Annotated in this window: 18 protein-coding genes and 1 pseudogene; 8 read left to right on the top strand and 11 right to left on the bottom strand. The window is 73.3% G+C overall.

What is annotated here, in order from left to right; translation table 11 throughout:
- The 4 genes and pseudogenes from ACLF5H_RS19415 to ACLF5H_RS19400 all read right to left on the bottom strand — a co-directional run.
- A partial coding sequence (locus ACLF5H_RS19415; protein WP_421677269.1) for a biotin/lipoyl-containing protein occupies window positions 1-296 on the bottom strand: 296 nt, incomplete at its 3' end.
- A gap of 60 nt (window positions 297-356) precedes the next feature.
- Window positions 357-1,745 (bottom strand): dihydrolipoyl dehydrogenase, encoded by a 1,389-nt coding sequence (gene lpdA / locus ACLF5H_RS19410; RefSeq protein WP_421677268.1) that lies wholly within the window; start codon window positions 1,743-1,745, stop codon window positions 357-359.
- A 279-nt stretch (window positions 1,746-2,024) separates the two neighbouring features.
- Window positions 2,025-3,569: a leucyl aminopeptidase gene (locus ACLF5H_RS19405; RefSeq protein ID WP_421677267.1), complete on the bottom strand. Its 1,545-nt coding sequence runs from the start codon at window positions 3,567-3,569 to the stop codon at window positions 2,025-2,027.
- Window positions 3,570-3,848: 279 nt separating this feature from the next.
- Window positions 3,849-4,648, bottom strand: a pseudogene (locus ACLF5H_RS19400) (adenosylcobinamide-GDP ribazoletransferase).
- Between the two features lie 64 nt (window positions 4,649-4,712).
- Between ACLF5H_RS19400 and ACLF5H_RS19395 the strand changes: the two are divergent.
- The gene (locus ACLF5H_RS19395) at window positions 4,713-5,480 is read left to right on the top strand and encodes a hypothetical protein (protein WP_421677266.1); all 768 of its coding nucleotides are present in this window, start codon (window positions 4,713-4,715) and stop codon (window positions 5,478-5,480) included.
- On the opposite strand, the gene ACLF5H_RS19390 is transcribed toward ACLF5H_RS19395, so the two are convergent.
- The 3 genes from ACLF5H_RS19390 to cobT all read right to left on the bottom strand — a co-directional run bounded on the left by ACLF5H_RS19390 (window position 5,417) and on the right by cobT (window position 9,840).
- Window positions 5,417-6,139, bottom strand: a complete 723-nt coding sequence (locus tag ACLF5H_RS19390) for a hypothetical protein (protein WP_421677265.1) — start codon at window positions 6,137-6,139, stop codon at window positions 5,417-5,419. The genes ACLF5H_RS19395 and ACLF5H_RS19390 overlap by 64 nt on opposite strands.
- Before the next feature lie 24 nt (window positions 6,140-6,163).
- On the bottom strand, window positions 6,164-7,957 hold the full coding sequence (locus tag ACLF5H_RS19385; RefSeq protein WP_421677264.1) for a phosphatidylglycerol lysyltransferase domain-containing protein: 1,794 nt from the start codon (window positions 7,955-7,957) through the stop codon (window positions 6,164-6,166).
- A gap of 722 nt (window positions 7,958-8,679) precedes the next feature.
- Entirely contained in the window at window positions 8,680-9,840 is a 1,161-nt protein-coding gene (gene cobT / locus ACLF5H_RS19380) for a nicotinate-nucleotide--dimethylbenzimidazole phosphoribosyltransferase (RefSeq protein ID WP_421677263.1), read from the bottom strand.
- Window positions 9,841-9,976: 136 nt separating this feature from the next.
- On the opposite strand from cobT, the gene ACLF5H_RS19375 reads away from it, so the two are divergent.
- Window positions 9,977-10,519, top strand: a complete 543-nt coding sequence (locus ACLF5H_RS19375) for a methyltransferase domain-containing protein (protein WP_421677262.1) — start codon at window positions 9,977-9,979, stop codon at window positions 10,517-10,519.
- 28 nt (window positions 10,520-10,547) lie between these two features.
- Here the strand turns inward: ACLF5H_RS19375 and ACLF5H_RS19370 are convergent, their stop codons facing one another.
- Window positions 10,548-11,750 (bottom strand): bifunctional adenosylcobinamide kinase/adenosylcobinamide-phosphate guanylyltransferase, encoded by a 1,203-nt coding sequence (locus tag ACLF5H_RS19370; protein WP_421677261.1) that lies wholly within the window; start codon window positions 11,748-11,750, stop codon window positions 10,548-10,550.
- Window positions 11,751-11,830: 80 nt separating this feature from the next.
- Here ACLF5H_RS19370 and ACLF5H_RS19365 point away from each other — a divergent pair, with 80 nt between their 5' ends.
- Window positions 11,831-12,043, top strand: coding sequence for a hypothetical protein (locus ACLF5H_RS19365; protein ID WP_037652930.1), 213 nt, complete (start codon window positions 11,831-11,833; stop codon window positions 12,041-12,043).
- A 91-nt stretch (window positions 12,044-12,134) separates the two neighbouring features.
- Here ACLF5H_RS19365 and ACLF5H_RS19360 read toward each other — a convergent pair whose 3' ends face one another.
- From ACLF5H_RS19360 to ACLF5H_RS19350, 3 genes are all read right to left on the bottom strand, one after another.
- Window positions 12,135-13,229, bottom strand: a complete 1,095-nt coding sequence (locus ACLF5H_RS19360; protein WP_421677260.1) for a S1C family serine protease — start codon at window positions 13,227-13,229, stop codon at window positions 12,135-12,137.
- 94 nt (window positions 13,230-13,323) lie between these two features.
- Window positions 13,324-14,025 carry a class I SAM-dependent methyltransferase gene (locus ACLF5H_RS19355; RefSeq protein WP_421677272.1) on the bottom strand — a complete coding sequence of 234 codons (702 nt, stop codon included), beginning with the start codon at window positions 14,023-14,025 and terminating at the stop codon, window positions 13,324-13,326.
- 83 nt (window positions 14,026-14,108) lie between these two features.
- Window positions 14,109-14,732, bottom strand: a complete 624-nt coding sequence (locus ACLF5H_RS19350; RefSeq protein ID WP_421677259.1) for a DUF3043 domain-containing protein — start codon at window positions 14,730-14,732, stop codon at window positions 14,109-14,111.
- A 256-nt stretch (window positions 14,733-14,988) separates the two neighbouring features.
- Here ACLF5H_RS19350 and ACLF5H_RS19345 point away from each other — a divergent pair, with 256 nt between their 5' ends.
- The 5 genes from ACLF5H_RS19345 to ACLF5H_RS19325 all read left to right on the top strand — a co-directional run bounded on the left by ACLF5H_RS19345 (window position 14,989) and on the right by ACLF5H_RS19325 (window position 21,520).
- Window positions 14,989-15,786: a PspA/IM30 family protein gene (locus tag ACLF5H_RS19345; RefSeq protein ID WP_421677258.1), complete on the top strand. Its 798-nt coding sequence runs from the start codon at window positions 14,989-14,991 to the stop codon at window positions 15,784-15,786.
- Window positions 15,787-15,823: 37 nt separating this feature from the next.
- The gene (gene pspAA, locus ACLF5H_RS19340) at window positions 15,824-16,102 is read left to right on the top strand and encodes a PspA-associated protein PspAA (RefSeq protein ID WP_365194119.1); all 279 of its coding nucleotides are present in this window, start codon (window positions 15,824-15,826) and stop codon (window positions 16,100-16,102) included.
- A gap of 100 nt (window positions 16,103-16,202) precedes the next feature.
- On the top strand, window positions 16,203-17,474 hold the full coding sequence (locus ACLF5H_RS19335; protein WP_421677257.1) for a sensor histidine kinase: 1,272 nt from the start codon (window positions 16,203-16,205) through the stop codon (window positions 17,472-17,474).
- Complete coding sequence (locus ACLF5H_RS19330) at window positions 17,471-18,148, top strand: response regulator (RefSeq protein WP_421677256.1); 678 nt, start codon at window positions 17,471-17,473, stop codon at window positions 18,146-18,148. Before ACLF5H_RS19335 ends, ACLF5H_RS19330 begins: the two co-directional genes overlap by 4 nt.
- Before the next feature lie 252 nt (window positions 18,149-18,400).
- Window positions 18,401-21,520 (top strand): efflux RND transporter permease subunit, encoded by a 3,120-nt coding sequence (locus tag ACLF5H_RS19325; RefSeq protein ID WP_421677255.1) that lies wholly within the window; start codon window positions 18,401-18,403, stop codon window positions 21,518-21,520.
- Window positions 21,521-21,715: the final 195 nt, after the last annotated feature.

The following is a 21,715-nucleotide window of genomic DNA, read 5'->3' as shown; positions in this document are numbered from 1 at the left end:
GGAGCCTCGGCGGGGGCCTCGGCGGCGGCCGGGGCCGGGGCGGCGGCGGGGGCGCCGCTGCCGTCGTCGATCAGGGCCAGCTCGGCGCCGACCTCGACGGTCTCGTCCTCGGCGACCTTGATGGACGCCAGCACGCCGGAGACGGGCGAGGGGATCTCGGTGTCGACCTTGTCGGTCGAGACCTCGAGCAGCGGCTCGTCGGCCTCGACGCGTTCACCCTCGGCTTTCAGCCAGCGGGTGACGGTGCCCTCGGTGACGCTCTCACCGAGCGCCGGAAGGGTTACGGAAACCGCCATGGTTTCGGTTGCTCCTTACGAATTGCGGAAGTCTGTGTCGTCGCGCCCGTGACCGAGGGCTCAGTCGTGGGAGTGCAGCGGCTTGCCGGCCAGGGCCAGGTGGGCCTCGCCCATCGCCTCGTTCTGCGTCGGGTGGGCGTGGATGAGCTGGGCCACCTCGGCCGGCAGCGCCTCCCAGTTGTAGATCAGCTGGGCCTCGCCGACCTGCTCGCCCATGCGGTCGCCGACCATGTGGACGCCGACCACGGCACCGTCCTTCACCTGGACGAGCTTGATTTCGCCCGCGGTGTTCAGGATCTTGCTCTTGCCGTTGCCCGCCAGGTTGTACTTCAGAGCGACGACCTTGTCCGCACCGTAGATCTCCTTGGCCTTGGCCTCGGTGATGCCGACGGAGGCGACCTCGGGGTGGCAGTACGTCACCCGCGGGACACCGTCGTAGTCGATCGGGACGGTCTTCAGACCGGCCAGACGCTCCGCCACCAGGATGCCCTCGGCGAAGCCGACGTGCGCGAGCTGGAGAGTCGGGACCAGGTCGCCGACGGCGGAGATGGTCGGGACGTTGGTCCGCATGTACTCGTCGACCAGGACGTAGCCACGGTCCATGGCGACACCCTGCTCCTCGTAGCCGAGGCCCTGGGAGACCGGGCCGCGGCCGACGGCGACGAGGAGGACCTCGGCCTCGAACTCCTTGCCGTCGGCGAGGGTGACCTTGACGCCGTCCTGGGTGTACTCGGCCTTCTGGAAGAAGGTGCCGAGGTTGAACTTGATGCCGCGCTTGCGGAACGCGCGCTCAAGAAGCTTCGAGGAGTTCTCGTCCTCGACCGGCACGAGGTGCTTGAGGCCCTCGATCACGGTCACGTCGGAGCCGAAGGACTTCCACGCGGAGGCGAACTCGACGCCGATGACACCGCCGCCCAGGATGATCGCGGACTGGGGCACGCGGTCCAGGACGAGGGCGTGGTCGGAGGAGATGATCCGGTTGCCGTCGATCTCCAGGCCCGGCAGCGACTTCGGCACGGAGCCGGTCGCCAGCAGGACGTGGCGGCCCTGGACACGCTGGCCGTTCACATCGACGGAGGTGGGGGAGGACAGCCGGCCCTCGCCCTCGATGTACGTCACCTTGCGGGACGCGATCAGACCCTGGAGGCCCTTGTACAGACCGGCGATCACGCCGTCCTTGTACTTGTGGACGGCCGGGACGTCGATGCCCTCGAAGGTGGCCTTGACGCCGAACTGCTCGCTCTCGCGGGCCTGGTCGGCGATCTCGCCCGCGTGCAGCAGGGCCTTGGTGGGGATGCAGCCCCGGTGCAGGCAGGTGCCGCCGACCTTGTCCTTCTCGATCAGGGCGACGTCCAGGCCCAGCTGCGCCCCGCGCAGGGCCGCGGCGTAACCACCGCTACCACCGCCGAGGATCACTAGGTCGAAAACGGTGCTGGCGTCGTTCGCCACGTCACGTCCTCCATGCATGTGCGCCTTGCGCCGATCTCCGATGACCGGCGGGCGGCTGGTGTCCGGCCGCTTGATGCTTCGGCCCTTCGGTGGGGGCCCTGTCCTGCCGGGCTCCATCTTTGCACTTGTTGGAGGCGGACGAGACGCCGGGCTGGTGTGTGAGACGTCCCACTGCGAGCGCCGCGAGCGCGCCGCAGGGGCGTGCGGAACCGCGTGAGCGGCTCCCCACGCCCCTGCGGACGCGATACGGACCGTGCGGCCCGAGCTGTCGGGCGGGTGTCAGCCCAGCTCACCCGAGGCGGTCAGCTCGACGAGACGGACCAGCGTCCGCACCGCCGTGCCGGTGCCGCCCTTCGGCGTGTACCCGAAGGGCGCGCCCTCGTTGAAGGCCGGGCCCGCGATGTCGAGGTGTGCCCAGGTGATGCCGTCGCCCACGAACTCGCGCAGGAAGAGACCGGCCAGCAGCCCGCCGCCCCAGCGCTCGCCGACGTTGGTCATGTCGGCGACCTGGGACTCCAGGCCCTTGGTCAGGTGCTCCGGCATCGGCATCGGCCACGCCGGCTCGCCCATCTCCTCCGCCGCCTCGTACACCGAGGTGCGGAACGCGTCGTCGTTGGCGATGACGCCCATCGTCCGGCTGCCCAGCGCCACCATCATCGCGCCGGTCAGCGTCGCGACGTCCACGATCGCGTCCGGCTCCTCCAGCGACGCCGCCCACAGCGCGTCGCCGAGCACCAGCCGGCCCTCGGCGTCGGTGTTGAGCACCTCCACCGTCTTGCCGCTGTACATGCGCAGCACGTCACCCGGGCGCACCGCCGAGCCGGACGGCATGTTCTCGGCCAGCGCCAGCCAGCCGGTGACGTTCGCCTGGAGGCCGAGCCGGGCCGCGGCGACGACGGCCGCGAACACCGCCGCGGCACCCGCCATGTCGCACTTCATCGTCTCGTTGTGACCGGCCGGCTTCAGCGAGATGCCGCCCGAGTCGTAGGTGATGCCCTTGCCGACGAAGGCGAGGCTCCGCTCGGCCTTCGGATGCGTGTACGCGATCTTGACCAGGCGCGGGGCCGCCGCCGAGCCGCCGCCGACGCCGAGGATGCCGCCGTAGCCGCCCTTGGTCAGCGCCTTCTCGTCGAGCACCTGCACCTTGAGGCCGTGCTCCTTGGCCGCGGCCTGCACGATGCCCGCGAAGCTCTCCGGGGTGAGGTCGTTCGGCGGGAGGTTGACCAGGTCACGGGCGCGGTTCAGCTCCTCGCCGACCGCGAGGGCGCGGGCGAGGGCACCCTTGTGGGCGGCGTCGCGCGGCTTGCCGCCGAGCAGCACGGCCTCGCCCAGCGGGGCCTTGCCCTTCTTCGCGCGGGCGCCCTTCCCCTTGCCGTTGCCCTCCTTGTAGGAGTCGAAGGAGTACGCGCCGAGGAGCACGCCCTCGCCGATCGCCTCCAGGGCACCGGGGCCGTCCACGGGCAGCGCGAGCGCGGCCTTCTTGACGCCGGTGAGCGCCCGCGCCGCCGTACCCGCGGCCTTGCGCAGCGCCTCGGCGTCGAAACCGGCCTCGGCGTCCTTGGCGTCCGGCTCCGCGCCCAGGCCCACCGCCACCACGAGCGGGGCCTTGAAGCCCGCCGGGGCGGGCAGCTTCGTCAGCTCGCCCTCCGCGCCCGAGGCGCCGAGGGTCTCCAGGACGCCGGCCAGGCTGCCGTCGTACGCCTTGTCCACGGCCTCGGCGCCCGGCGCGACGACGGGTCCCTTGGCGCCCTTGGCGACACCGATCACGATCGCGTCGGCCCGCAGGCCGGGCGCCGCGGCGGTGCTGAGAGTCAGAGCAGTCACGGTGGTGAATTCTCGCTTCCGGTGTGAAGTTGCTTGGGGTGGGTCGACCGGGCCCGACAGCCGACCCTAGGTCCAGGTCCGGGGGCAGGTGGCAACCGGGGTCCCCGCCGTGTAGGCGAACACCCGGGACGAGAGTACGCGCGTGCCTCCCCGCGCTCACGCCCCCGGTGTTCACCCGCACGTGGCGCGGCGGTCTCCACCGCCCGCCGGGCCAGGCCCCGTGACCTTTCCTTTCATGGTCAAGTACCCCCTCGCGCGAGGAAGTTGCGGACCGCTCCGTCAGGGTCCAAAGGCCAGCACCACGAGGGACGCCGTCGCGGCCGTCTCCGCGAGCGCGCCGAACACGTCCCCGGTCACCCCGCCGAAGCGGCGCACACAGCGCCGCAGCAGGAGTTCGGCGGTGGCGAGCGCGAACAGCACGGCGGCCGCGGCGCGCAGGGCGCCGTACGGGCCGAACTCGGCTCCCCAGGCGGCCGCGCCCGCGGCGCCCAGCACGATGAGCGCGAGCGCGCCCGGCACCGGCACCACCCCGGCCACGGCCGCCCCGAGCCCAGTCACAATCTGGGGGGCGGCCGCGCGGCCGGCACCCCGGTGCGGGCGGCCAGGGTGAGCGCGAGCCGGGCGGTCACCGCGGAGGTCACCGCCGCCGCGGCGCCGCGCGCCCACGAGTCGTCGTACGACTGCGCCAGCACCGCCACCTGGGCCAGCAGCGCCAGGACCAGGGTGAGCACCCCGAACGGGCCGATGTCCGACCGCTTCATGACGCGCAGCGCCTCCTCGGCCGGTTTGCCGCTGCCCAGTCCGTCCGCGGTGTCGGCGAGCCCGTCCAGATGCAGTCCGCGGGTGAGGACGGCGGGTACGGCGACCGAGCCGACGGCGGCGAGCGGCGGCCCCGCGCCCAGCAGGAGCAGGAGCAGCGCGAGGGCGACCGAGAGGGCGCCGGCGACCAGGCCCACCAGGGCGGCGGCGAGCATGCCCCCGCGCGCGGCCCCGCGGTCCCAGCGGTGCACCCGTACGGGCAGCACGGTGAGCGTGCCGAAGGCGAACCGGAGACCGTCGAGGGGCGAGGACGCGCGCATCGGCGCAGGTTACCCGGCGGCCCGGGGCCCGCCGTCGGGCGGGCGCCGGGGATAAAGTGCGCACATGGGGCACTGGTGGGTGCGGAACATCGTCGAGCCGGGCAAGCTTCCGCTGCTGCTCGCCCTCACCGCCTTCGTGCTGACGTTCGCCGTCACCCGGGTGATCACCCGTCTGATCCGGGCGGGCAAGGGCCCGTTCCGCAATGTCAGCGCGGGCGGGCTGCACATCCACCATGTCGTCCCCGGGGTCGTGCTCACCGTCGTCGGCGGCTTCGGCGCGGTCGCCAGCGACCGGCACGGCACCGGCGGGGCACTGGCCGCCGTGGTGTTCGGGATCGGCGCGGGCCTGGTCCTGGACGAGTTCGCGCTGATCCTGCATCTGCAGGACGTCTACTGGACCGAGGAGGGCCGGCAGAGCGTCGAGGCCGTGGTGCTCACCGCCGCCCTGGTGGGGCTGCTGCTCGCCGGGTTCGCGCCGTTCGGCGTCAACGACCTGACCCAGGAGGAAGTCGCCGACCGCGGCACCGTCATCGCCAACATCGCCGCCAACTTCGTGCTCTCCCTGGTCGCCCTGAGCAAGGGCAAGACCCGCACCGCGGTGTTCGGCGCGATCGTGCCGCTGGTCGCGCTGGTCGGCGCGCTCCGCCTGGCCCGCCCCGACTCCTTCTGGGCCCGCCGCTTCTACGGCCGCCGCCCCCGCGCCCGCGCCCGGGCCACCCTGCGCGCCTACCGCCACGACCGCCGCTGGACCCCGCGCAGCCGCGCCGTTCAGGACTGGATCGGCGGCAGGCCCGACCCGGACCCGGCCCGGCTGCCCGGCGGCCGCCGCTGAAGCAGCCGGCAGGGGCGGTGCCGTACCGCCACCGCCAGACACAGCGAGCCCACCGCCATCAGTGCGGCCAGATGCTCCTTGCCCGCCAGGTTCTCCTTGAGGAGCACCTCCGCGACCATCGCCACGGTCACCGCGCCCGTCGTGGCGTACGCGCCGTGCCGCCAGGCCACGAACACCGCGAGACCCACCACGGCGGCCGACGGTCCGGTGTCCACCACCTGCGCGTCCGTCCACGGCAGCCCGAACGGGGCGTGCGCGCCGAGGGTGATGCCGAGGCGCGCGTACAGCGTCCCGGCGAGCGTGGCGAGATAGGCGATGACGAGCGTGCGCCACCAGCCCAGGCACCGCTCGGCGATCCCGAACACCAGCAGGATCTGTGCCAGCGCACCCCACACCGGCAGGTCGAGGGCGGGCACGAACAGCGACAGGGGGGTGCGCAGCAGGCTCAGCCACAGGGGGTCCTCGGCCCGGACCGCGCCGAGGCTCTGCACCAGCCGGAAGCCCCAGGGCCGGTTCTGCGCGAACTGGAGCAGCGCGGTCAGCAGCACCGCCGCGGTGGTCATCGGCATCGCCCAGGGGCGCGGTCCGAGCAGGGGCCCGCGCACGGTGCCGTACAGCGGTCCCCACTCGGCGCGGGCCCAGCGAGTGAGCGATCCCATGTGAAAATCCCTACCCCGGTACGGTCATCGGCGCGCCCCCAGCCGCCCCCGGTGCAGCCACTTGGGCAGCCCCGGGGCCTCCAGGAAGCCCTCCGCGCGGGCCGAGGCGAGGCCGATGCGCGGCAGGTCCGCGCTCTTCTCGAAGAGCAGGAACCGCGGCTCCCAGATGGGCCGGTACTTGGCGTTGGCGCGGTACAGCGACTCGATCTGCCACCAGCGGGAGAAGAAGCTGAGCAGCGAGCGCCACAGCCGCAGCACCGGTCCGGCACCGAGCCGCGCGCCACGTTCGAAGACCGAGCGGAACATCGCGAAGTTCAGCGACACCTGTGTGATCCCGATCTCCCCGGCGCGCCGCAGCAGTTCGATGACCATGAACTCCATCAGCCCGTTCTCACAGGCGCGGTCGCGCCGCATCAGGTCCAGCGACAGCCCGCTCGGGCCCCACGGCACGAAGGACAGCAGCGCCCGCGGCCGGCCCTCGGCGTCCATGCACTCCAGCATCACGCACCGGCCGTCCGCGGGGTCCCCGAGCCGCCCCAGCGCCATGCTGAACCCGCGCTCGGTCGCTCCGTCCCGCCAGTCGTCCGCGCGCTCGACCAGCAGCGCCATCTCGGCCGCCGGGATGTCCTCGTGACGCCGCACGCGCACCTCGTACCCGGCCCGCCGCACCCGGTTGTACGCCTGCCGCACGGTGCGCATCGCCCGCCCCTCCAGGGTGAAGTCGGCGACCTCGACGAGCGCCTCGTCCCCGAGCTCCAGGGCGTCCAGACCATGTCGGCGGTAGACGGTGCCCGCCTCCTCGCCCGCCCCCATCACCGCCGGGATCCAGCCGTGCGCCCGCGCCTCGTCCAGCCACGGCACGATCGCGCCCGGCCAGGCCTCGGGGTCGCCGAGCGGGTCCCCGGAGGCGAGGCTCACCCCGCCGACCACGCGGTAGGCGACGGCCGCCTTGCCGGTCGGCGACCACACCACGCTCTTCTCCCGGCGCAGCGCGAAGTAGCCGAGGGAGTCCCGCTCGCCGTGCCGCTCCAGCAGCGCCCGCAGCCGCGCCTCGTCGTCCGCGGTGAGCGGGTCGACGGCGCGCCGGGAGCGGAAGGCGGCGTAGAACACGGCGAGGACCAGGGCCGTACTGAGCACGTTGATGACGACGTTGGCCCAGGTGGGCGGGGCGATGCCGGGGAAGTGGTGCTCGTCGGCGGAGACCGAGACCAGGCGCAGGGTGCCGTAGTGCCAGCGCTCCCAGAACGTCGAACGGGCCGCGTCCGGCGCCTGGTTGGTGACCGTCACCAGCAGCCCGGCCAGCAGGCTGGCGGCCGGTCCGCCGCAGAGGGCGACGGTGGCTGCGAGCCGGGGGTTGGCGCGGTCGCCCTTCGCGTAGAACTCCCGCCGCCCCACCAGCAGCGCCCCGACGAACGCGGCCGTCAGCACCAGCGACACCCAGTTCTGCGCGTACCGGTGGATCTCCGGGAACGCCATGGCGAACGCGAACAGCGCGAGGAAGACGCCGCTGAGCACGAGGTTGAGGATCCACGCCGCGCGCTTGCGGCGCCGCATCGTGATCGCCAGGAACGCGGTGAACACACCGGAGGCGAAGCCGGCGGTCAGCAGGTACGGCGTGAAGAAGTCGTCCTGGTTGTGCCGCCGCACGTCCTGGTACAGCGAGACCCACACCGCGGTGAGGAAGTTGATGAACGCGACGACCCGCAGGTACCAGACGGCGAAAGCGGCGGCCTTGGGGGCCACCCCGCCCGACCGCTCCACTTCGACCGACCGCACCGCCTCGACACGCGGCGGGTCAGCAATTCGGGCATCTCCCATGGAGACGGATCATATGGGCGCCACCCTGGGCTACGGCTCTTATCCGGCCGAGGCGTACGGAGGTCTCACCACCACGGCACCGGCCGCTGGCACGGGCTGGGGCGGTGGTGCCGGGTGCCGTGGTGCCGTGCGCCGGGACGGGTTGCCGTGGGCCGGGACGATGGCGCTGCGGGCCGGGGCGGTGGTGGCGTGGGTCGGGTCCGGCGTCGGTGTGGGCCGGGACCGCGGTGGTGTGGGGCCGGGTTCGGCCGGGGGTAGGGGTCGACAGCGGTGGTGGCATGGGCCGGGACCGTGGTGGCAGGGGTCGGGAGTGGCGGTGGACGCCTGCCCCGGCCGCCGTGGTGCCGGGCTTCTACGGCGGCGGCGGACCGGCGGCGGCGTGGACCGGGTCCGGCGTCGGCGCGGACTGACCGCACCGCGCCGCTCGCGTTCTTCCCGCCGCGGCGGGACTTGGCCGGGACGGTGTGGTCCGGCGGTGCCGAACGGGTCGCCATCCGGTGGTGGCGCCTGGTCGGGACGGCATGGCCCGGCTGAGCCGAACCGGCCGTCACCCGGCGGGCGGTGCTCGGCCGGGACGGCGTGGCCTGGCGGTGTCGAACGGGTCGCCGTCCGGTGGTGGTGCCTGGCCGGGACGGCGTGGCCCGGCTGAGCCGAACCGGCCGCCGCCCGGCGACGGCGCTCGGCCGGGACGGCGTGGCGGTGCCGAACCGGCCGCCGCTCGACTACTCCGACTCCGACTCCGGCCCCGACTCCGGCCCCGACTCCGACTCCGGCCCCGATTCCGGTCCCGGCCCCGACTCCAGCTCCGGTTCCTTCTCGGGCTCCGGCTCAGGTTCAGGCTCCCGCTCCGGCATCTCCGCGGACAGGGCCGCCGCGGCCTGGACCAGGGGGAGGGCCAGCAGTGCGCCCGTGCCCTCGCCGACCTTCACGCCCTGCTGGAGCAGCGGCTCCAGGGCCATCCGGTCCAGTGCCTTCGCCTGTCCCGGCTCCCCGCTGTCGTGCGCGGCCAGCCACCAGTCCGGCGCCCGGAACGCGACCCGCTGCGCGACCAGCGCACACGCCGCGCTCACCACGCCGTCCAGGATCACCGGCAGCTTGCGCACCGCGCACTGGAGCAGGAACCCGGTCATCGCCGCGAGGTCCGCCCCGCCGACCGCGGCCAGCAGCTGCGCCTGGTCGCCGAGCACCGGCCGCGCCCGGCGCAACGCGTCCCGGATCGCCGCGCACTTGCGCATCCAGGTCAGGTCGTCGATCGCGACGCCGCCCCGCCCGGTCACCACCGACGCGTCGGTCCCGCACAGCGCCGCGATCAGCACCGCGGCCGCGGTGGTGCCGCCCACGCTGATGTCGCCGAGCACCACCAGGTCCGTACCGGAGTCGGCCTCCTCGTCGGCCACGGCGATACCGGCCCGCAGCGCGGCGTCCGTCTCCTCCTCGGTGAGCGCGTCCTCGATGTCGATACGACCGCTGCCGCGCCGCACCCGGTGCCGCCCGACGTCCTCGGGGAGGTCGCCCGGGTCGCAGTCCAGGGCCATGTCCACGACCCGGACCGGCACCTGGAGCCGGCGCGCCAGCACCGCGGCGGGGCTCGCGCCCTCCAGCACGTCCCGCACCAGCTCCCGCGCGCCGCCCGCGGGCCGCGCCGAGACATCCAGTTCGGCGATGCCGTGGTCGCCGGCGAAGAGGATCAGCCGCGGCCGTTCGACCGTCCGCACCGGTACGGCGCTCTGCGCGGCGGTCAGCCACTCGCCCAGCTCGTCCAGGCGCCCCAGCGCCCCGGGCGGCACGATCTGGCGCTCCCGCCGGGTCTCGGCGTCACGGCGCACGCCCCCGTCCGGGCGCTCGATCAGATCGGTGAAGTCGTCCAGATCAATCCTGCTCATTCGCCGAACAGTACCGCCAGCGGGCGAACGGCTCCGCGCCACATCGCCACCACGACCCGGCGATGTCATTGCGTCCAAGATCGGCATCCCATACGTTCCGTTTTGCAGCGAAATGTCGTACAGGGAGCCGCCGTCCATGCCGACCTCGCCCCGCGCGCTGGAGCCCCTCCTCCAACGCAGCTTCTACGAACACCACTTGGCCCGGATCCGACACCGGCTCACCGCCCGTGCGCTGTCCTCGCTCCCCGGGCTGCCCGAACCGGAGAGCTGGCTGGACGTGGGCACGGGGTACGGCCATTTCCCGGAGGCGGCGAAGCGGTACTTCCCCTACACGAGCTTCGACGGCGTCGACCCGACGGACCGAGTGGAACGGGCGCTCGCGAAGGAGCGGGTCGAGGAGGCGTACCGGGGGCGGCTGGCCGACGTGGCGCCGCGGCTGCGCGCCCGCTACGACGTGGTGAGCCTCTTCGGCCCGCCGGCCGACCCCGCCGAACTCCACCGCGCGCTCGCGGTCCTGCGCCCCGGCGGCCACCTCGTCCTGGGCGAGGGCTGGACAGCGGCCGATGCGGAGCTCCCGTCCTGCGCGATCCTGCCCGGCGTCCGCCGGATCCCCCTCCTGCACCAGCACCGGTTCGTGGCCCGCAAGGCCGTCGTCCGGCCGCGGGTCCCGCGCGGCTGAGCGCGCGGGACCCGCGTACCTCACGGGGCTACCCCCGCAGCACCGTCGCCTGTCCCGCCACGATCAGCAGCACCTGCTCGCACTCCGACGCGAACGCCGCGTTCAGGCGCCCCAGTTCGTCCCGGTACCGCCGTCCGGACACCGTCGCCGGGACGATCCCCGAGCCCACCTCGTTCGACACCGCCACCACCGTCCGCCGCGCGCCCCGCACCGCCTCCGTCAACTCCCGCACCCGCTCCCGCAGCGCCTTCTCACCCCCGCCCGCCCACTCCGCGTCGTCCCACGCCCCCACCTCGTCCATGACGTCCGTCAGCCACAGCGAAAGGCAGTCGATCAGCACCGGCGGCCCGTCCGCCGCGAGCACCGGCACCAGGTCCGTCGTCTCGGACGTCCGCCACGACCCCGGCCGCCGCTCCCGGTGCGCCGCCACCCGCACCGCCCACTCCGTGTCCCCGCCCCGCGTCCCGCCGGTCGCCACGTACAGCACCTCGGGGAAGGACTCCAGCCGCCGCTCCGCCTCGACCGACTTCCCCGAGCGCGCCCCGCCGAGCACCAGCGTGCGCCGGGGCACATCGGGCACGTCCTCGTACGCGCCGACCACCAGCGTCGTACCGTCAGGCACCGCCCGCGCCCCCGCCGCCGCGAGCCGTCGCCGCAGCTCACCGCCGGGCGGCACATCGTGGTCGAGATGGACCGCGAGCACATCCGTCGTCGGCCCCACCGAGCCGACCGCCCGCAGCCGGGCCAGCGCGTCCGGCCGGCCGACGACATCCGCGAGGACCATGTCGTACGACTCCGCCGTCGCCGTCTCCAGACCCGCGGGCGCCCCGCCCGGCGGCAGATACAGCAGCCGCCGCCCGTCCGGACCGGTCACCGCGTACCCGGTGCCGCCCGCGTCCATCGCCACCGCCCGCACCCGATGCCCCGTCAGCAGCGTCAGCTCCCGCCCGTCCGGCACCCGTACCGGCTGCGGCAGCCCGGCCGGCACCTCCACCGGCGGCCCGTCGTGCGGGTGGGACAGCAGCACCTGGCGCACCCCGCCCAGCGAGTGCCCGGCCCGTGCCGCCGCGAAGGCCGCGCCCGGGGTGAGGTCGAGCAGCAGCGCGCCGTCCACCAGCAGCGCGGTGGCCGCCCGCGCGTCCGGGCCCAGCGCCGTCGCGCAGGCGGCACAGGGGCAGTCGGGGCGGGGCAGGCCGGCGGGGGCACCGGTACCGAGCAGAGTCACTTCCACGGAACGATTTTCGCCTGTCCGATCGGGTATTGCGCTTCCGTCTACTCTTCCAGCAGGTGTCGGATCACTAGGAGGCCCACATGACGGCATGGACGTGGCGGTTCGAGAAGGCCGACGGGAGCGAGGTCCAGCCCGCGGTCCAGCCCGAGGAGTTCACCACCCAGGGGGACGCCGAGTCCTGGGTGGGGGAGCACTGGCGGGCGCTGATGGAGGGCGGCGCGGACCAGGTACGGCTGTTCGAGGAGACCACCGAGATCTACGGCCCGATGAGCCTGCACGCCGACGCCTCCTGACGCCGCGGTGAGGAGGGGCGCGCCCGGGGTCCGGGCACCCGGAAGGCCGCCCCCGCAAAGGCCGTACCCCTCCTCACCCGCACGGTCGTCCTCACTGCTCGCCCAGCGTCACCCGCGCCGTCCGCTCCGCCCCGTCGCGCTGGTACGTGACCGTCGTCCGCTGACCCGGCTCGTCCGCCGCCAGGGCCTCCTGGAGCGAGGTGATGGTGGTGATGGACTGGTCGCCGACCTTGGTGATGATGTCGCCGGTGCGCAGCCCCGCCTGTGCCGCGGGGCCCCCGCTGTGGACGGTCGCGACGGCGACCCCGGCGGGCTGGAGGCGGTCGTCGACCACGGTCCGCCCGGTGATGCCGAGCGCGGCCCGGCCCGAGTCCACGACCCGGCCCTCGCGCACGATCTGACCGGCGATGGTCCGCGCCATCGACGCGGGGATGGCGAAGCCGATCCCGGCCGCCGCGCTGCCCAGATTGGGGTCGGCCGCGGCCAGCGTCGGGATGCCGACGACCTGCCCGTCGAGGTTGACCAGGGCGCCGCCGCTGTTGCCCGGGTTGATGGCCGCCGAGGTCTGCACCATGTTCGCGATGGTGGCGCCGGTGCCCCCGTCGCTGCTGCCCTCGCTGACGGTCCGCCCGGTCGCCGAGACGATCCCCTGGGTCACACTGGAGGACAGCCCGAGCGGCGAGCCCATGGCCAGCACGATCTGGCCGACCTCCACCTTCTCGGAGTCCCCGAACACCGCGGGCTTCAGCCCGTCAGGCACCCGGTCCAGCTTGATCACGGCCAGGTCCTGCTGGGGGTAGGAGTAGACCAGGCTCGCGGTGAGCGGCTCCTCGTTGCCCGCCGTGGTCACCCGGAAGGTCTTCTCAGCGCCGACCACGTGCGCGTTGGTGACGATGTGCCCCCGGTCGTCGTACACGATCCCGGAGCCCAGATCACGGCTCGCCTCGATCTGCACGACCGAGGGCAGCGCCTGCCTGATCACCCGCTGGTAGGCGCTCTGGAGATCGTCCGCCGCCATCGGCACGGTCACCGGGCTCGCCGTCGCCGCGCCGGGCCGCCGCGCGCTCGCGGCGCCGGGACCCTCGCAGCCCGCGCCGCACACCGCGCAGCACAGCAGTACGACGGCGAGGAAGGCACGGCGGAAGGCACGGCACCGGACAGGGGTACGGGAAGCGGAGGCGTCCATGCACCGAGTCTGGCCGCGCGTCGATCAGCGGGCCCGCCGTGTTGCCCCGATCGGGCTCAGCCGCGTACTCCGCCCAGCCGCGGGCCGCGGGGGTTCAGCCCCGTACCCCGCACAGATGCAGCAGCGCCGCGACGCCCCGGTAGGGATCCGTGCGGCCCGCCCGCTCCTCGGCCGCGAGCAGCGTCGGAAGGTTCTCGGGCAGCGGCGCGTCGTCCCCCGCCAGATCCGTGAAGACCCGCACGCCGTACCAGGCGTGCAGCGGGGCGGCGATGCCCGCGAGGGTCGCGGTCAGCTCGGACAGCCGGTCGGCCCGCACCCGCAGACCGAGGCGGTTGGTGTACGCGGTGGTGTCGAAGGCGGCCAGCGCGCCCGCCGGGTCACCGGCGAGACCGGGCCGCATGGCGAGCGCGTCGCCGTTGCGCACCAGCAGGGAGAGCAGCCCGCCCGGCGCCAGCATCCGCGCCAGCCCCGCCACCAGCGGATCGGGCTCGGCGACGTACATCAGCACACCGTGGCAGAGCACCAGGTCGAAGCTGCCGGGCAGGAAGTGCACCCCGGTGTCCCGGCCGTCGCCCTGCACCAGCCGCACCCGCTCCCGGATGCCCTCCGGCTCCCGGGCCAGCGCCTCGCGCGCCGCCGCGACCATCACCGGATCCTGCTCGACCCCGGTCACCTGATGGCCGAGGCGGGCCAGGCGCAGGGCCTGGGTGCCCTGCCCGATCCCCACGTCGAGCACACGCAGCCGCCGCCCGACCGGGAACCGCCCGGCTATCTGCTCGTCCAGCTGCCGCGCCACCAGTTCCTGGCGTACGACATCCCGGAGCCCGCCCACCTTGTCCAGCCAGGAGTGCGCCGCACCCCCGGTGAAAGCGTCTGCGCTCAGGGCCGCTCTCCGCGCTTGACCTGCGGCTTCGGCAGCCGGAGCCGGCGCATCTGGAGCGAACGCATCAGGGCGTAGGGCACCGCGCCACGCGTGTTGCCGTCCGGGAAGCGCTCCTTGAGGCGCTTCTTCAGCCGGAAACCGCTGACGGCGGCGTCGACCACGATCAGGACGATCACCAGCGCCCACAGCAGCAGCGCGATGTTCTGGATCGCGGGCACCCGCACCACGCTGAGCACGAGGATCACGATGGCGAGCGGCAGGAAGAACTCCGCCACGTTGAACCGCGAGTCCACCCAGTCGCGGGCGAACCTGCGGACCGGGCCCTTGTCGCGGGCCGGCAGATAGCGCTCGTCACCGCCGGCCAGCGCCTCGCGCTGCTTCTGGAGCGCCTGGCGGCGATCCTCGCGCTGGCGCTTGGAGGCGTCCTTGCGCGTCGTCGGCGTATGGGCGACGCTGCGGCGCTGGGACTGGGCCTCACTGCGCTTGGGCGTGGGCCTGCCCTTCGGGGCCTGCGGGTCACGGGGCTGCTTGGAGAAGTTCACCGGCTTGTCGGCCTGGGACTTCTCTTCCTTGGCACGGCTACGGAACACAAAGACCAAGGGTAAGGGCATCCGAGGCATGGACCCCAGCCCGGCTGGGAACGATCCGGCAACACCGAGCGTCTGTACGACGCAGAGGGGGCGTTCCGGCGGCTCGGAGCGGGGTTCGAGTGGGGGTCCGTCTCCTCCCTGCGCCGGAGCGGTACCGTCCGCAGTCGTTCTTGGGGATGAGCGCATCACGCCCCGGACAGTGCGGTAATGGAGGCAAGGCCCGTACTGTGGGTCTTGTCGCAGGATCGGTGAGCTGGAGTCCGTCAGAAGGGGGCGCGCGAAGCCCATGAGCGGTGTCATGAAGCGTATGGGGATGATCTTCCGCGCGAAAGCGAACAAGGCCCTTGACCGGGCCGAGGACCCGCGCGAGACCCTCGATTACTCGTACCAGAAGCAGCTGGAGCTGCTCCAGAAGGTGCGCCGCGGGGTCGCCGACGTGGCGACCAGCCGCAAGCGCCTGGAGCTTCAGCTCAACCAGCTCCAGCAGCAGTCCGGGAAGCTGGAGGACCAGGGCCGCAAGGCGCTCGCGCTCGGCCGCGAGGACCTGGCCCGCGAGGCGCTGTCCCGGCGCGCCGCGCTCCAGCAGCAGGTGACCGACCTGGAGACCCAGCACGCCACCCTTCAGGGCGAGGAGGAGAAGCTCACCCTGGCGGCCCAGCGCCTTCAGGCCAAGGTGGACGCCTTCCGCACCAAGAAGGAGACCATCAAGGCCACCTACACCGCCGCCCAGGCCCAGACCCGGATCGGCGAGGCCTTCACCGGCATCTCCGAGGAGATGGGCGACGTCGGCCTCGCGATCCAGCGGGCCGAGGACAAGACGCAGCAGCTCCAGGCCCGCGCGGGCGCCATCGACGAACTGCTCGCCTCCGGTGCCCTGGACGACCCGACCGGCATGGCCAAGGACGACATCGCGGCCGAGCTGGACCGGCTCTCCGGTGGTAGTGATGTAGAGCTGGAGCTGCAGCGCATGAAGGCCGAACTGGCCGGCGGCAGCCAGCAGCAGGCCATCGAGGGCGGCGCCGGTCAGGGGCAGTCCGGGGCCCAGCAGCAGCCGCAGGACACCCCCCGCTTCGACAAGCAGTAGCGGGGCCGCAGCCGGGAGACGAGTCGAGGAGGCCGACGTGATCGTACGGATCATGGGGGAGGGCCAGGTCAGGCTGGACGACTCCCACTTCGCCGAGCTGAACAAGCTCGACGACGAGCTGCTGGCCGAGACGGAGAACGACGATGAGGAGGGCTTCCGGCGCACCCTGGGCGCCCTCCTCGACGCGGTCCGCCGGCTCGGCGCCCCCCTCGCGGACGACGAACTGGAACCCTCCGACCTGATCCTCCCGGCCCCGGACGCCTCCCTGGCGGAGGTCCGCCTGATGCTCAGCGAGGACGGCCTGATCCCGGACTGAGCGTCCACCCGGCCTGGTCCCGCCCGCTCGGTCCCGCCCGCCCGGCCCCCGTACCGCGAACGCCGCCCTCCGCCGGTGCCCGGACCGTACTGTTCCTTGTGTGACCACTCTCGAACGCGCCCGCTGCGAGCTGAAGGCCCACCCCCTCGCGCTCGACGCGGCCCTCGCCGCGGCCGTTCTCGTCTGCATGGTCGCCGGTTCCCTCGCCACCCCCAAGGACGGGCAGGGCGTCACCTGGGGCACCCACGTCCCCGCGCCCCTGAGCCTGCTGCTGATGCTGCTGGCCGCCCTCGCCCTGGTCTTCCGCCGCCGCGCCCCCCGTACCGTCCTCGCCGTCACCGGCACCCTCTCCGTCGTGGAGTGCGTCACCGGCGACCCCCGCGCGCCCGTCACGATGTCCGCCGTCATCGCCCTGTACACGGTCGCCGCCACCACCGACCGCACCACCACCTTCCGCGTCGGCCTGCTCACCATGACCGTGCTGACCGCCGCCGCGATGCTCGCCGGGCCCCTGCCCTGGTACGCGCAGGAGAACCTGGGCGTCCTCGCCTGGACCGGCATCGGCGCCACCGCGGGCGACGCGGTGCGCAGCCGCAGGGCCGTCGTCCAGGCCATCCGCGACCGCGCCGACCGCGCCGAGCGCACCCGGGAGGAGGAGGCCCGCCGCCGGGTCGCCGAGGAGCGCCTGCGCATCGCCCGCGACCTGCACGACGTGGTCGCCCACCACATCGCCCTGGTCAATGTGCAGGCGGGGGTCGCCGCCCATGTCATGGACAAGCGCCCCGACCAGGCCAAGGAGGCCCTCGCCCATGTCCGCGAGGCCAGCCGCAGCGCGCTCAACGAACTGCGCGCCACCGTCGGCCTGCTCCGCCAGTCCGGCGACCCGGAGGCCCCCACCGAACCGGCCCCCGGCCTCAGCCTCCTGGAGGAGCTGGCCGGCACCTTCCGCAGCGCGGGCCTGCCGGTGGAGGTCGCCCGCACCGACCAGGACACCCATCTGCCCGCGGCCGTGGACCTCGCGGCCTACCGGATCGTCCAGGAGGCCCTGACCAACGTCCGCAAGCACGCGGGCGCGGGCGCGCGGGCCGAGGTGAGCGTCGTACGCGTCGGACGGAACATCGAGATCACGGTCGTGGACGACGGCTCCGGCGAGACCCCCGGCAGCCACCCCGAGGGCGCCCCCGGCTCCGTCCCCGACAAGGGCGGCGGGCACGGCCTGCTCGGCATGCGCGAACGCGTCAGCGCCCTCGGCGGCACCCTCACCACCGGCCCCCGCTACGGCGGCGGTTTCCGCGTCCATGCGATCCTGCCGGTCAGCACCACCGACACCCGCATCGACGGCCGTACGACGGCACCGGGGGAGCCCGTATGACGATCCGTGTCCTGCTCGCCGACGATCAGGCCCTGCTGCGCAGCGCGTTCCGGGTGCTGGTCGACTCCGAGCCGGACATGGAGGTGGTGGGGGAGGCGTCCGACGGCGCGCAGGCGGTCCTGCTGGCCAGGGAGCGGCGCCCCGACGTCGTCCTCATGGACATCCGGATGCCCGGCACCGATGGCCTCGCCGCCACCCGCCTGATCAGCGAGGACGCCGAGCTCGCGGAGGTCCGCGTGGTCATCCTGACCACCTTCGAGGTGGACGACTACGTGGTGCAGTCGCTGCGCGCCGGCGCCTCCGGCTTCCTCGGCAAGGGCAGCGAACCGGAGGAACTGCTCAGCGCCATCCGGATCGCCGCGGGCGGCGACGCCCTGCTCTCCCCGGCCGCCACCAAGGGCCTGATCGCCCGCTTCCTCGCCCAGGGCGACGACGACGGCCGCGCCCCCCTTGGCGCCGAGCGGCTCGACGCGCTCACCGGACGCGAGCGCGAGGTGCTCGTCCAGGTCGCCGGCGGCCACTCCAACGACGAGATCGCCGAACGCCTCGCGGTCAGCCCGCTGACGGTGAAGACGCATGTCAACCGGGCCATGGCCAAACTCGGCGCGCGCGACCGGGCGCAGCTCGTGGTGATCGCCTACGAGTCCGGCCTCGTCCGGCCGCGGGTGGACTGACGGTGGACCGGTCTCCACCCGCCCGTACCCCGCCTTCTCCACCCGCGTGTACTGCGCGCGGAGTAGGAGACGGGTAAGGAAACGGGACCTGCGGCCTACGGTCCGGGCCTCCCGGATGGCCGAGGGTGGTGGGGTGTGGACGCTCCTGGGCGTCCGTCGCCGCTTTCCGCGCACCCCCTGGGTCCCTTGGGTCCCGTGTGTCCTCGGTGACCGGAAGCGCTTCTGCCGCTCACGGAAGAGAGACCCTCACTCATGTCCTGGCTGTCCAGATTCAGCCTCGCCCAACGGGCCCTCATCGGGCTGATCTCGATCGTCGCCCTGGTCTTCGGCGCGATCGCGATACCCCAGATCAAGCAGCAGCTGCTGCCCACCATCGACCTGCCCATGGTGTCGGTGATCGCGCCGTACCAGGGCGCCGCCCCCGATGCCGTCGAGAAGCAGGTGGTCGAGCCGATCGAGGACGGCCTCCAGGGCGTCGACGGCGTCACCTCGGTCACCTCCACCGCGGGCGAGGGCAACGCCGTGATCATGGCGTCCTTCGACTACGGCAACGACACCAAGCAGATCGTCGCCGATGTGCAGCAGGCCGTGAACCGGGCCCGCAACCAGCTGCCGTCCGAGGTCGACCCGCAGGTGATCTCCGGCTCCACCGACGACATGCCGACCGTCGTGCTCGCCGCCACCTCCGGCAAGGACCAGCAGGCGCTCGCCGACCAGCTCGACAAGACGGTCGTACCGGCCCTGAAGGACATCGACGGCGTCGGCCGCGTCCAGGTCACCGGCGTCCGCGACCTCCAGGTCGCCGTCACCCCCGCCGGCGCCGAGCTGGCGCGGGACGGCCTCACCCCCGCCGACCTCGCCCAGGCGCTCCAGGCGGGCGGCGCCAGTGTCCCGGCCGGCTCCTTCGACGAGAACGGCGCCAACCGCACCGTCCAGGTCGGCGGCGGCTTCACCACGCTGGACCAGATCAAGGACCTCACCGTCACCGGCGCGGGCGCCCACAAGGCCGTACGACTCGGCGATGTGGCCACCGTCAAGGAGCAGCCGGCCCCGGCCGACTCCCTCACCCGCACCGACGGCAGGCCCAGCCTCGCCGTCAACGTGACCATGGACCACGACGGCAGCGCGGTCACCATCTCCAACGCGGTCAAGGACAAGCTGCCCGGACTGCGCGCACAGCTCGGCGCCGACGCCAAGCTGACGGTCGTCAGCGATCAGGGCCCGGCCGTCTCCAAGTCCATCAAGGGCCTGACCACCGAGGGCGCGCTCGGCCTGCTCTTCGCGGTCCTGGTCATCCTGCTCTTCCTCGCCTCGCTGCGCTCCACGCTGGTCACCGCGGTCTCCATCCCGCTGTCCGTCGTCCTCGCGCTGATCGTGCTGTGGACCGACGGCCTGTCCCTGAACATGCTCACGCTCGGCGCGCTGACCATCGCCATCGGCCGGGTCGTGGACGACTCGATCGTGGTCCTGGAGAACATCAAGCGGCACCTCGGCTACGGCGAGGAGCGCCGCTCGGCGATCATCGAGGCGGTCCGTGAGGTGGCCGGCGCGGTCACCTCCTCCACCCTCACCACGGTCGCGGTGTTCCTGCCGATCGGCCTGGTCGGCGGCATGGTGGGCGCGCTGTTCGGCTCCTTCAGCATCACCGTCACGGCGGCCCTGCTGGCCTCCCTGCTGGTCTCGCTGACCGTCGTCCCGGTGCTCTCCTACTGGTTCCTGCGCGCCCCCAAGGGCACCCCCGAGGACGCGGCGGAGGCCCGCCGCAAGGCCGAGGAGAAGGAGGCGAACAGCCGCCTCCAGCGCGCCTACGTCCCGGTGCTGCGCTTCGCGACGCGCCGCCGCCTCACCAGCGTGCTGATCGCGATCGTCGTCCTGGTCGTCACGTTCGGCATGTCCGGACTGCTCAAGACCAACTTCTTCGACCAGGGCGAGCAGGAGGTCATCACGATCAAGCAGGAGCTGAAGCCCGGCACCAGCCTGGCCGCGACCGACGCGCAGGCGAAGAAGGTCGAGAAGCTCCTCGCCGCCACCGACGGCGTCAAGGACTACCAGGTCACCGTCGGCTCCTCCGGCTTCATGGCGGCCTTCGGCGGCGGCACGGACACCAACCAGGCGTCCTACCAGGTGATGCTGAAGGACTCGAAGTCGTACGACAGCGTGCAGAAGCACCTGGAGAGCGGCCTGAAGGACCTCAAGGGCATCGGTACGACCACGGTGTCGGCCGGTGACGGGTTCGGCAGCCAGAACCTCAGCGTCGTGGTGAAGTCCGCCGACCCCCAGGCGCTGCGGACGGCGGCCGAGCAGGTCCGCTCCACGGTGGCCGGTCTTGACGGCGTCACCGACGTCACCAGCGACCTGTCCACCAGCGTGCCGCGGATCTCGGTGACGGCCGACGCCAAGGCGGCCGCGGCCGGTTTCGACAACCAGAAGCTCGGCGCGGCGGTGGCCCAGGCGGTGCGCGGTACGACGGCGGCGAAGGCGACCCTCGACGACACCGAGCGCGATGTCGTCATCAAGTCGGCCGAGCCCGCGACGACCGTCGCCCAGCTGAAGAAGCTGCGCCTCGGCCCGGTCGAGCTCGGCGACATCGCCACGGTGAAGCTGGTGGACGGCCCGGTCTCGCTGACCCGGATCGACGGCCAGCGCGCCGCGACGATCACGGCCAAGCCGACCGGTGACAACACCGGCGCGGTCAGCACCCAGCTCCAGTCGAAGATCAAGGCCCTGAAGCTGCCCGCGGGCGCCGAGGCCCAGATCGGCGGTGTCACCTCCGATCAGAACGACGCCTTCAAGAACCTCGGCCTCGCCATGCTGGCCGCGATCGCGATCGTCTTCATGCTCCTGGTCGCGACCTTCCGCTCACTGGCCCAGCCGCTCATCCTGCTGGTCTCCATCCCGTTCGCGGCGACCGGCGCCCTCGGCCTGCTGATCATCACGGGCACCCCGATGGGCGTCCCCGCCATGATCGGCATGCTGATGCTGATCGGCATCGTGGTGACCAACGCGATCGTGCTGATCGATCTGATCAACCAGTACCGGGCGCAGGGCTACGGCGTGGTCGAGGCCGTGATCGAGGGCGGCCGGCACCGGCTGCGCCCCATCCTGATGACGGCCCTGGCCACGATCTTCGCCCTGCTCCCGATGGCCCTGGGCGTCACGGGCGAGGGCGGCTTCATCGCCCAGCCGCTCGCGGTCGTGGTGATCGGCGGCCTGATCACCTCCACCCTGCTGACCCTCCTCCTGGTCCCGACCCTCTACGCCATGCTGGAGCTCCGCAAGGAGCGCCGGGCGAGGAAGCGGGCGGCCGGCAAGGGTCTGCCGGGCGACCGGCCGACGCCCGCCGCGGAGGCACCGGAGCACGCAGGGGTGTAACCGGCGGCCCACGGACCGCTCCCCCCGGAGGTGGGGGGGGGGGGGGGGGGGGGGGGGGGGGGGGGGGGGGGGGGGGGGGGGGGGGGGGGGGGGGGGGGGGGGGGGGGGGGGGGGGGGGGGGGGGGGGGGGAAGAGGGGGGGGGGGGGGGGGGGGGGGGCGACCCCCCCCCCCCCCCACCTCCTCGTCTTTCGCCG

Origin of the sequence: Streptomyces sp. LaBMicrA B280 (genome assembly GCF_049222185.1) — a bacterium.
Classification (GTDB): Bacteria; Actinomycetota; Actinomycetes; order Streptomycetales; family Streptomycetaceae; genus Streptomyces; species Streptomyces murinus.
Note: the sequence above shows the minus strand (reverse complement) of the source record. Positions and strands in the feature narration are given on the sequence as shown.

Excerpts from the sequence above, each read along its gene's own strand:
- ACLF5H_RS19395 (WP_421677266.1), top strand. The coding sequence starts at position 4,713 with ATGGGGCACTGGTGGGTGCGGAACATCGTCGAGCCGGGCAAGCTTCCG.
- ACLF5H_RS19390 (WP_421677265.1), bottom strand. The coding sequence starts at position 6,139 with ATGGGATCGCTCACTCGCTGGGCCCGCGCCGAGTGGGGACCGCTGTAC.
- ACLF5H_RS19385 (WP_421677264.1), bottom strand. The coding sequence starts at position 7,957 with ATGGGAGATGCCCGAATTGCTGACCCGCCGCGTGTCGAGGCGGTGCGG.
- cobT (WP_421677263.1), bottom strand. The coding sequence starts at position 9,840 with ATGAGCAGGATTGATCTGGACGACTTCACCGATCTGATCGAGCGCCCG.
- ACLF5H_RS19375 (WP_421677262.1), top strand. The coding sequence starts at position 9,977 with ATGCCGACCTCGCCCCGCGCGCTGGAGCCCCTCCTCCAACGCAGCTTC.
- ACLF5H_RS19365 (WP_037652930.1), top strand. The coding sequence starts at position 11,831 with ATGACGGCATGGACGTGGCGGTTCGAGAAGGCCGACGGGAGCGAGGTC.
- ACLF5H_RS19360 (WP_421677260.1), bottom strand. The coding sequence starts at position 13,229 with ATGGACGCCTCCGCTTCCCGTACCCCTGTCCGGTGCCGTGCCTTCCGC.
- ACLF5H_RS19350 (WP_421677259.1), bottom strand. The coding sequence starts at position 14,732 with ATGCCTCGGATGCCCTTACCCTTGGTCTTTGTGTTCCGTAGCCGTGCC.
- ACLF5H_RS19345 (WP_421677258.1), top strand. The coding sequence starts at position 14,989 with ATGAGCGGTGTCATGAAGCGTATGGGGATGATCTTCCGCGCGAAAGCG.
- ACLF5H_RS19330 (WP_421677256.1), top strand. The coding sequence starts at position 17,471 with ATGACGATCCGTGTCCTGCTCGCCGACGATCAGGCCCTGCTGCGCAGC.
- ACLF5H_RS19325 (WP_421677255.1), top strand. The coding sequence starts at position 18,401 with ATGTCCTGGCTGTCCAGATTCAGCCTCGCCCAACGGGCCCTCATCGGG.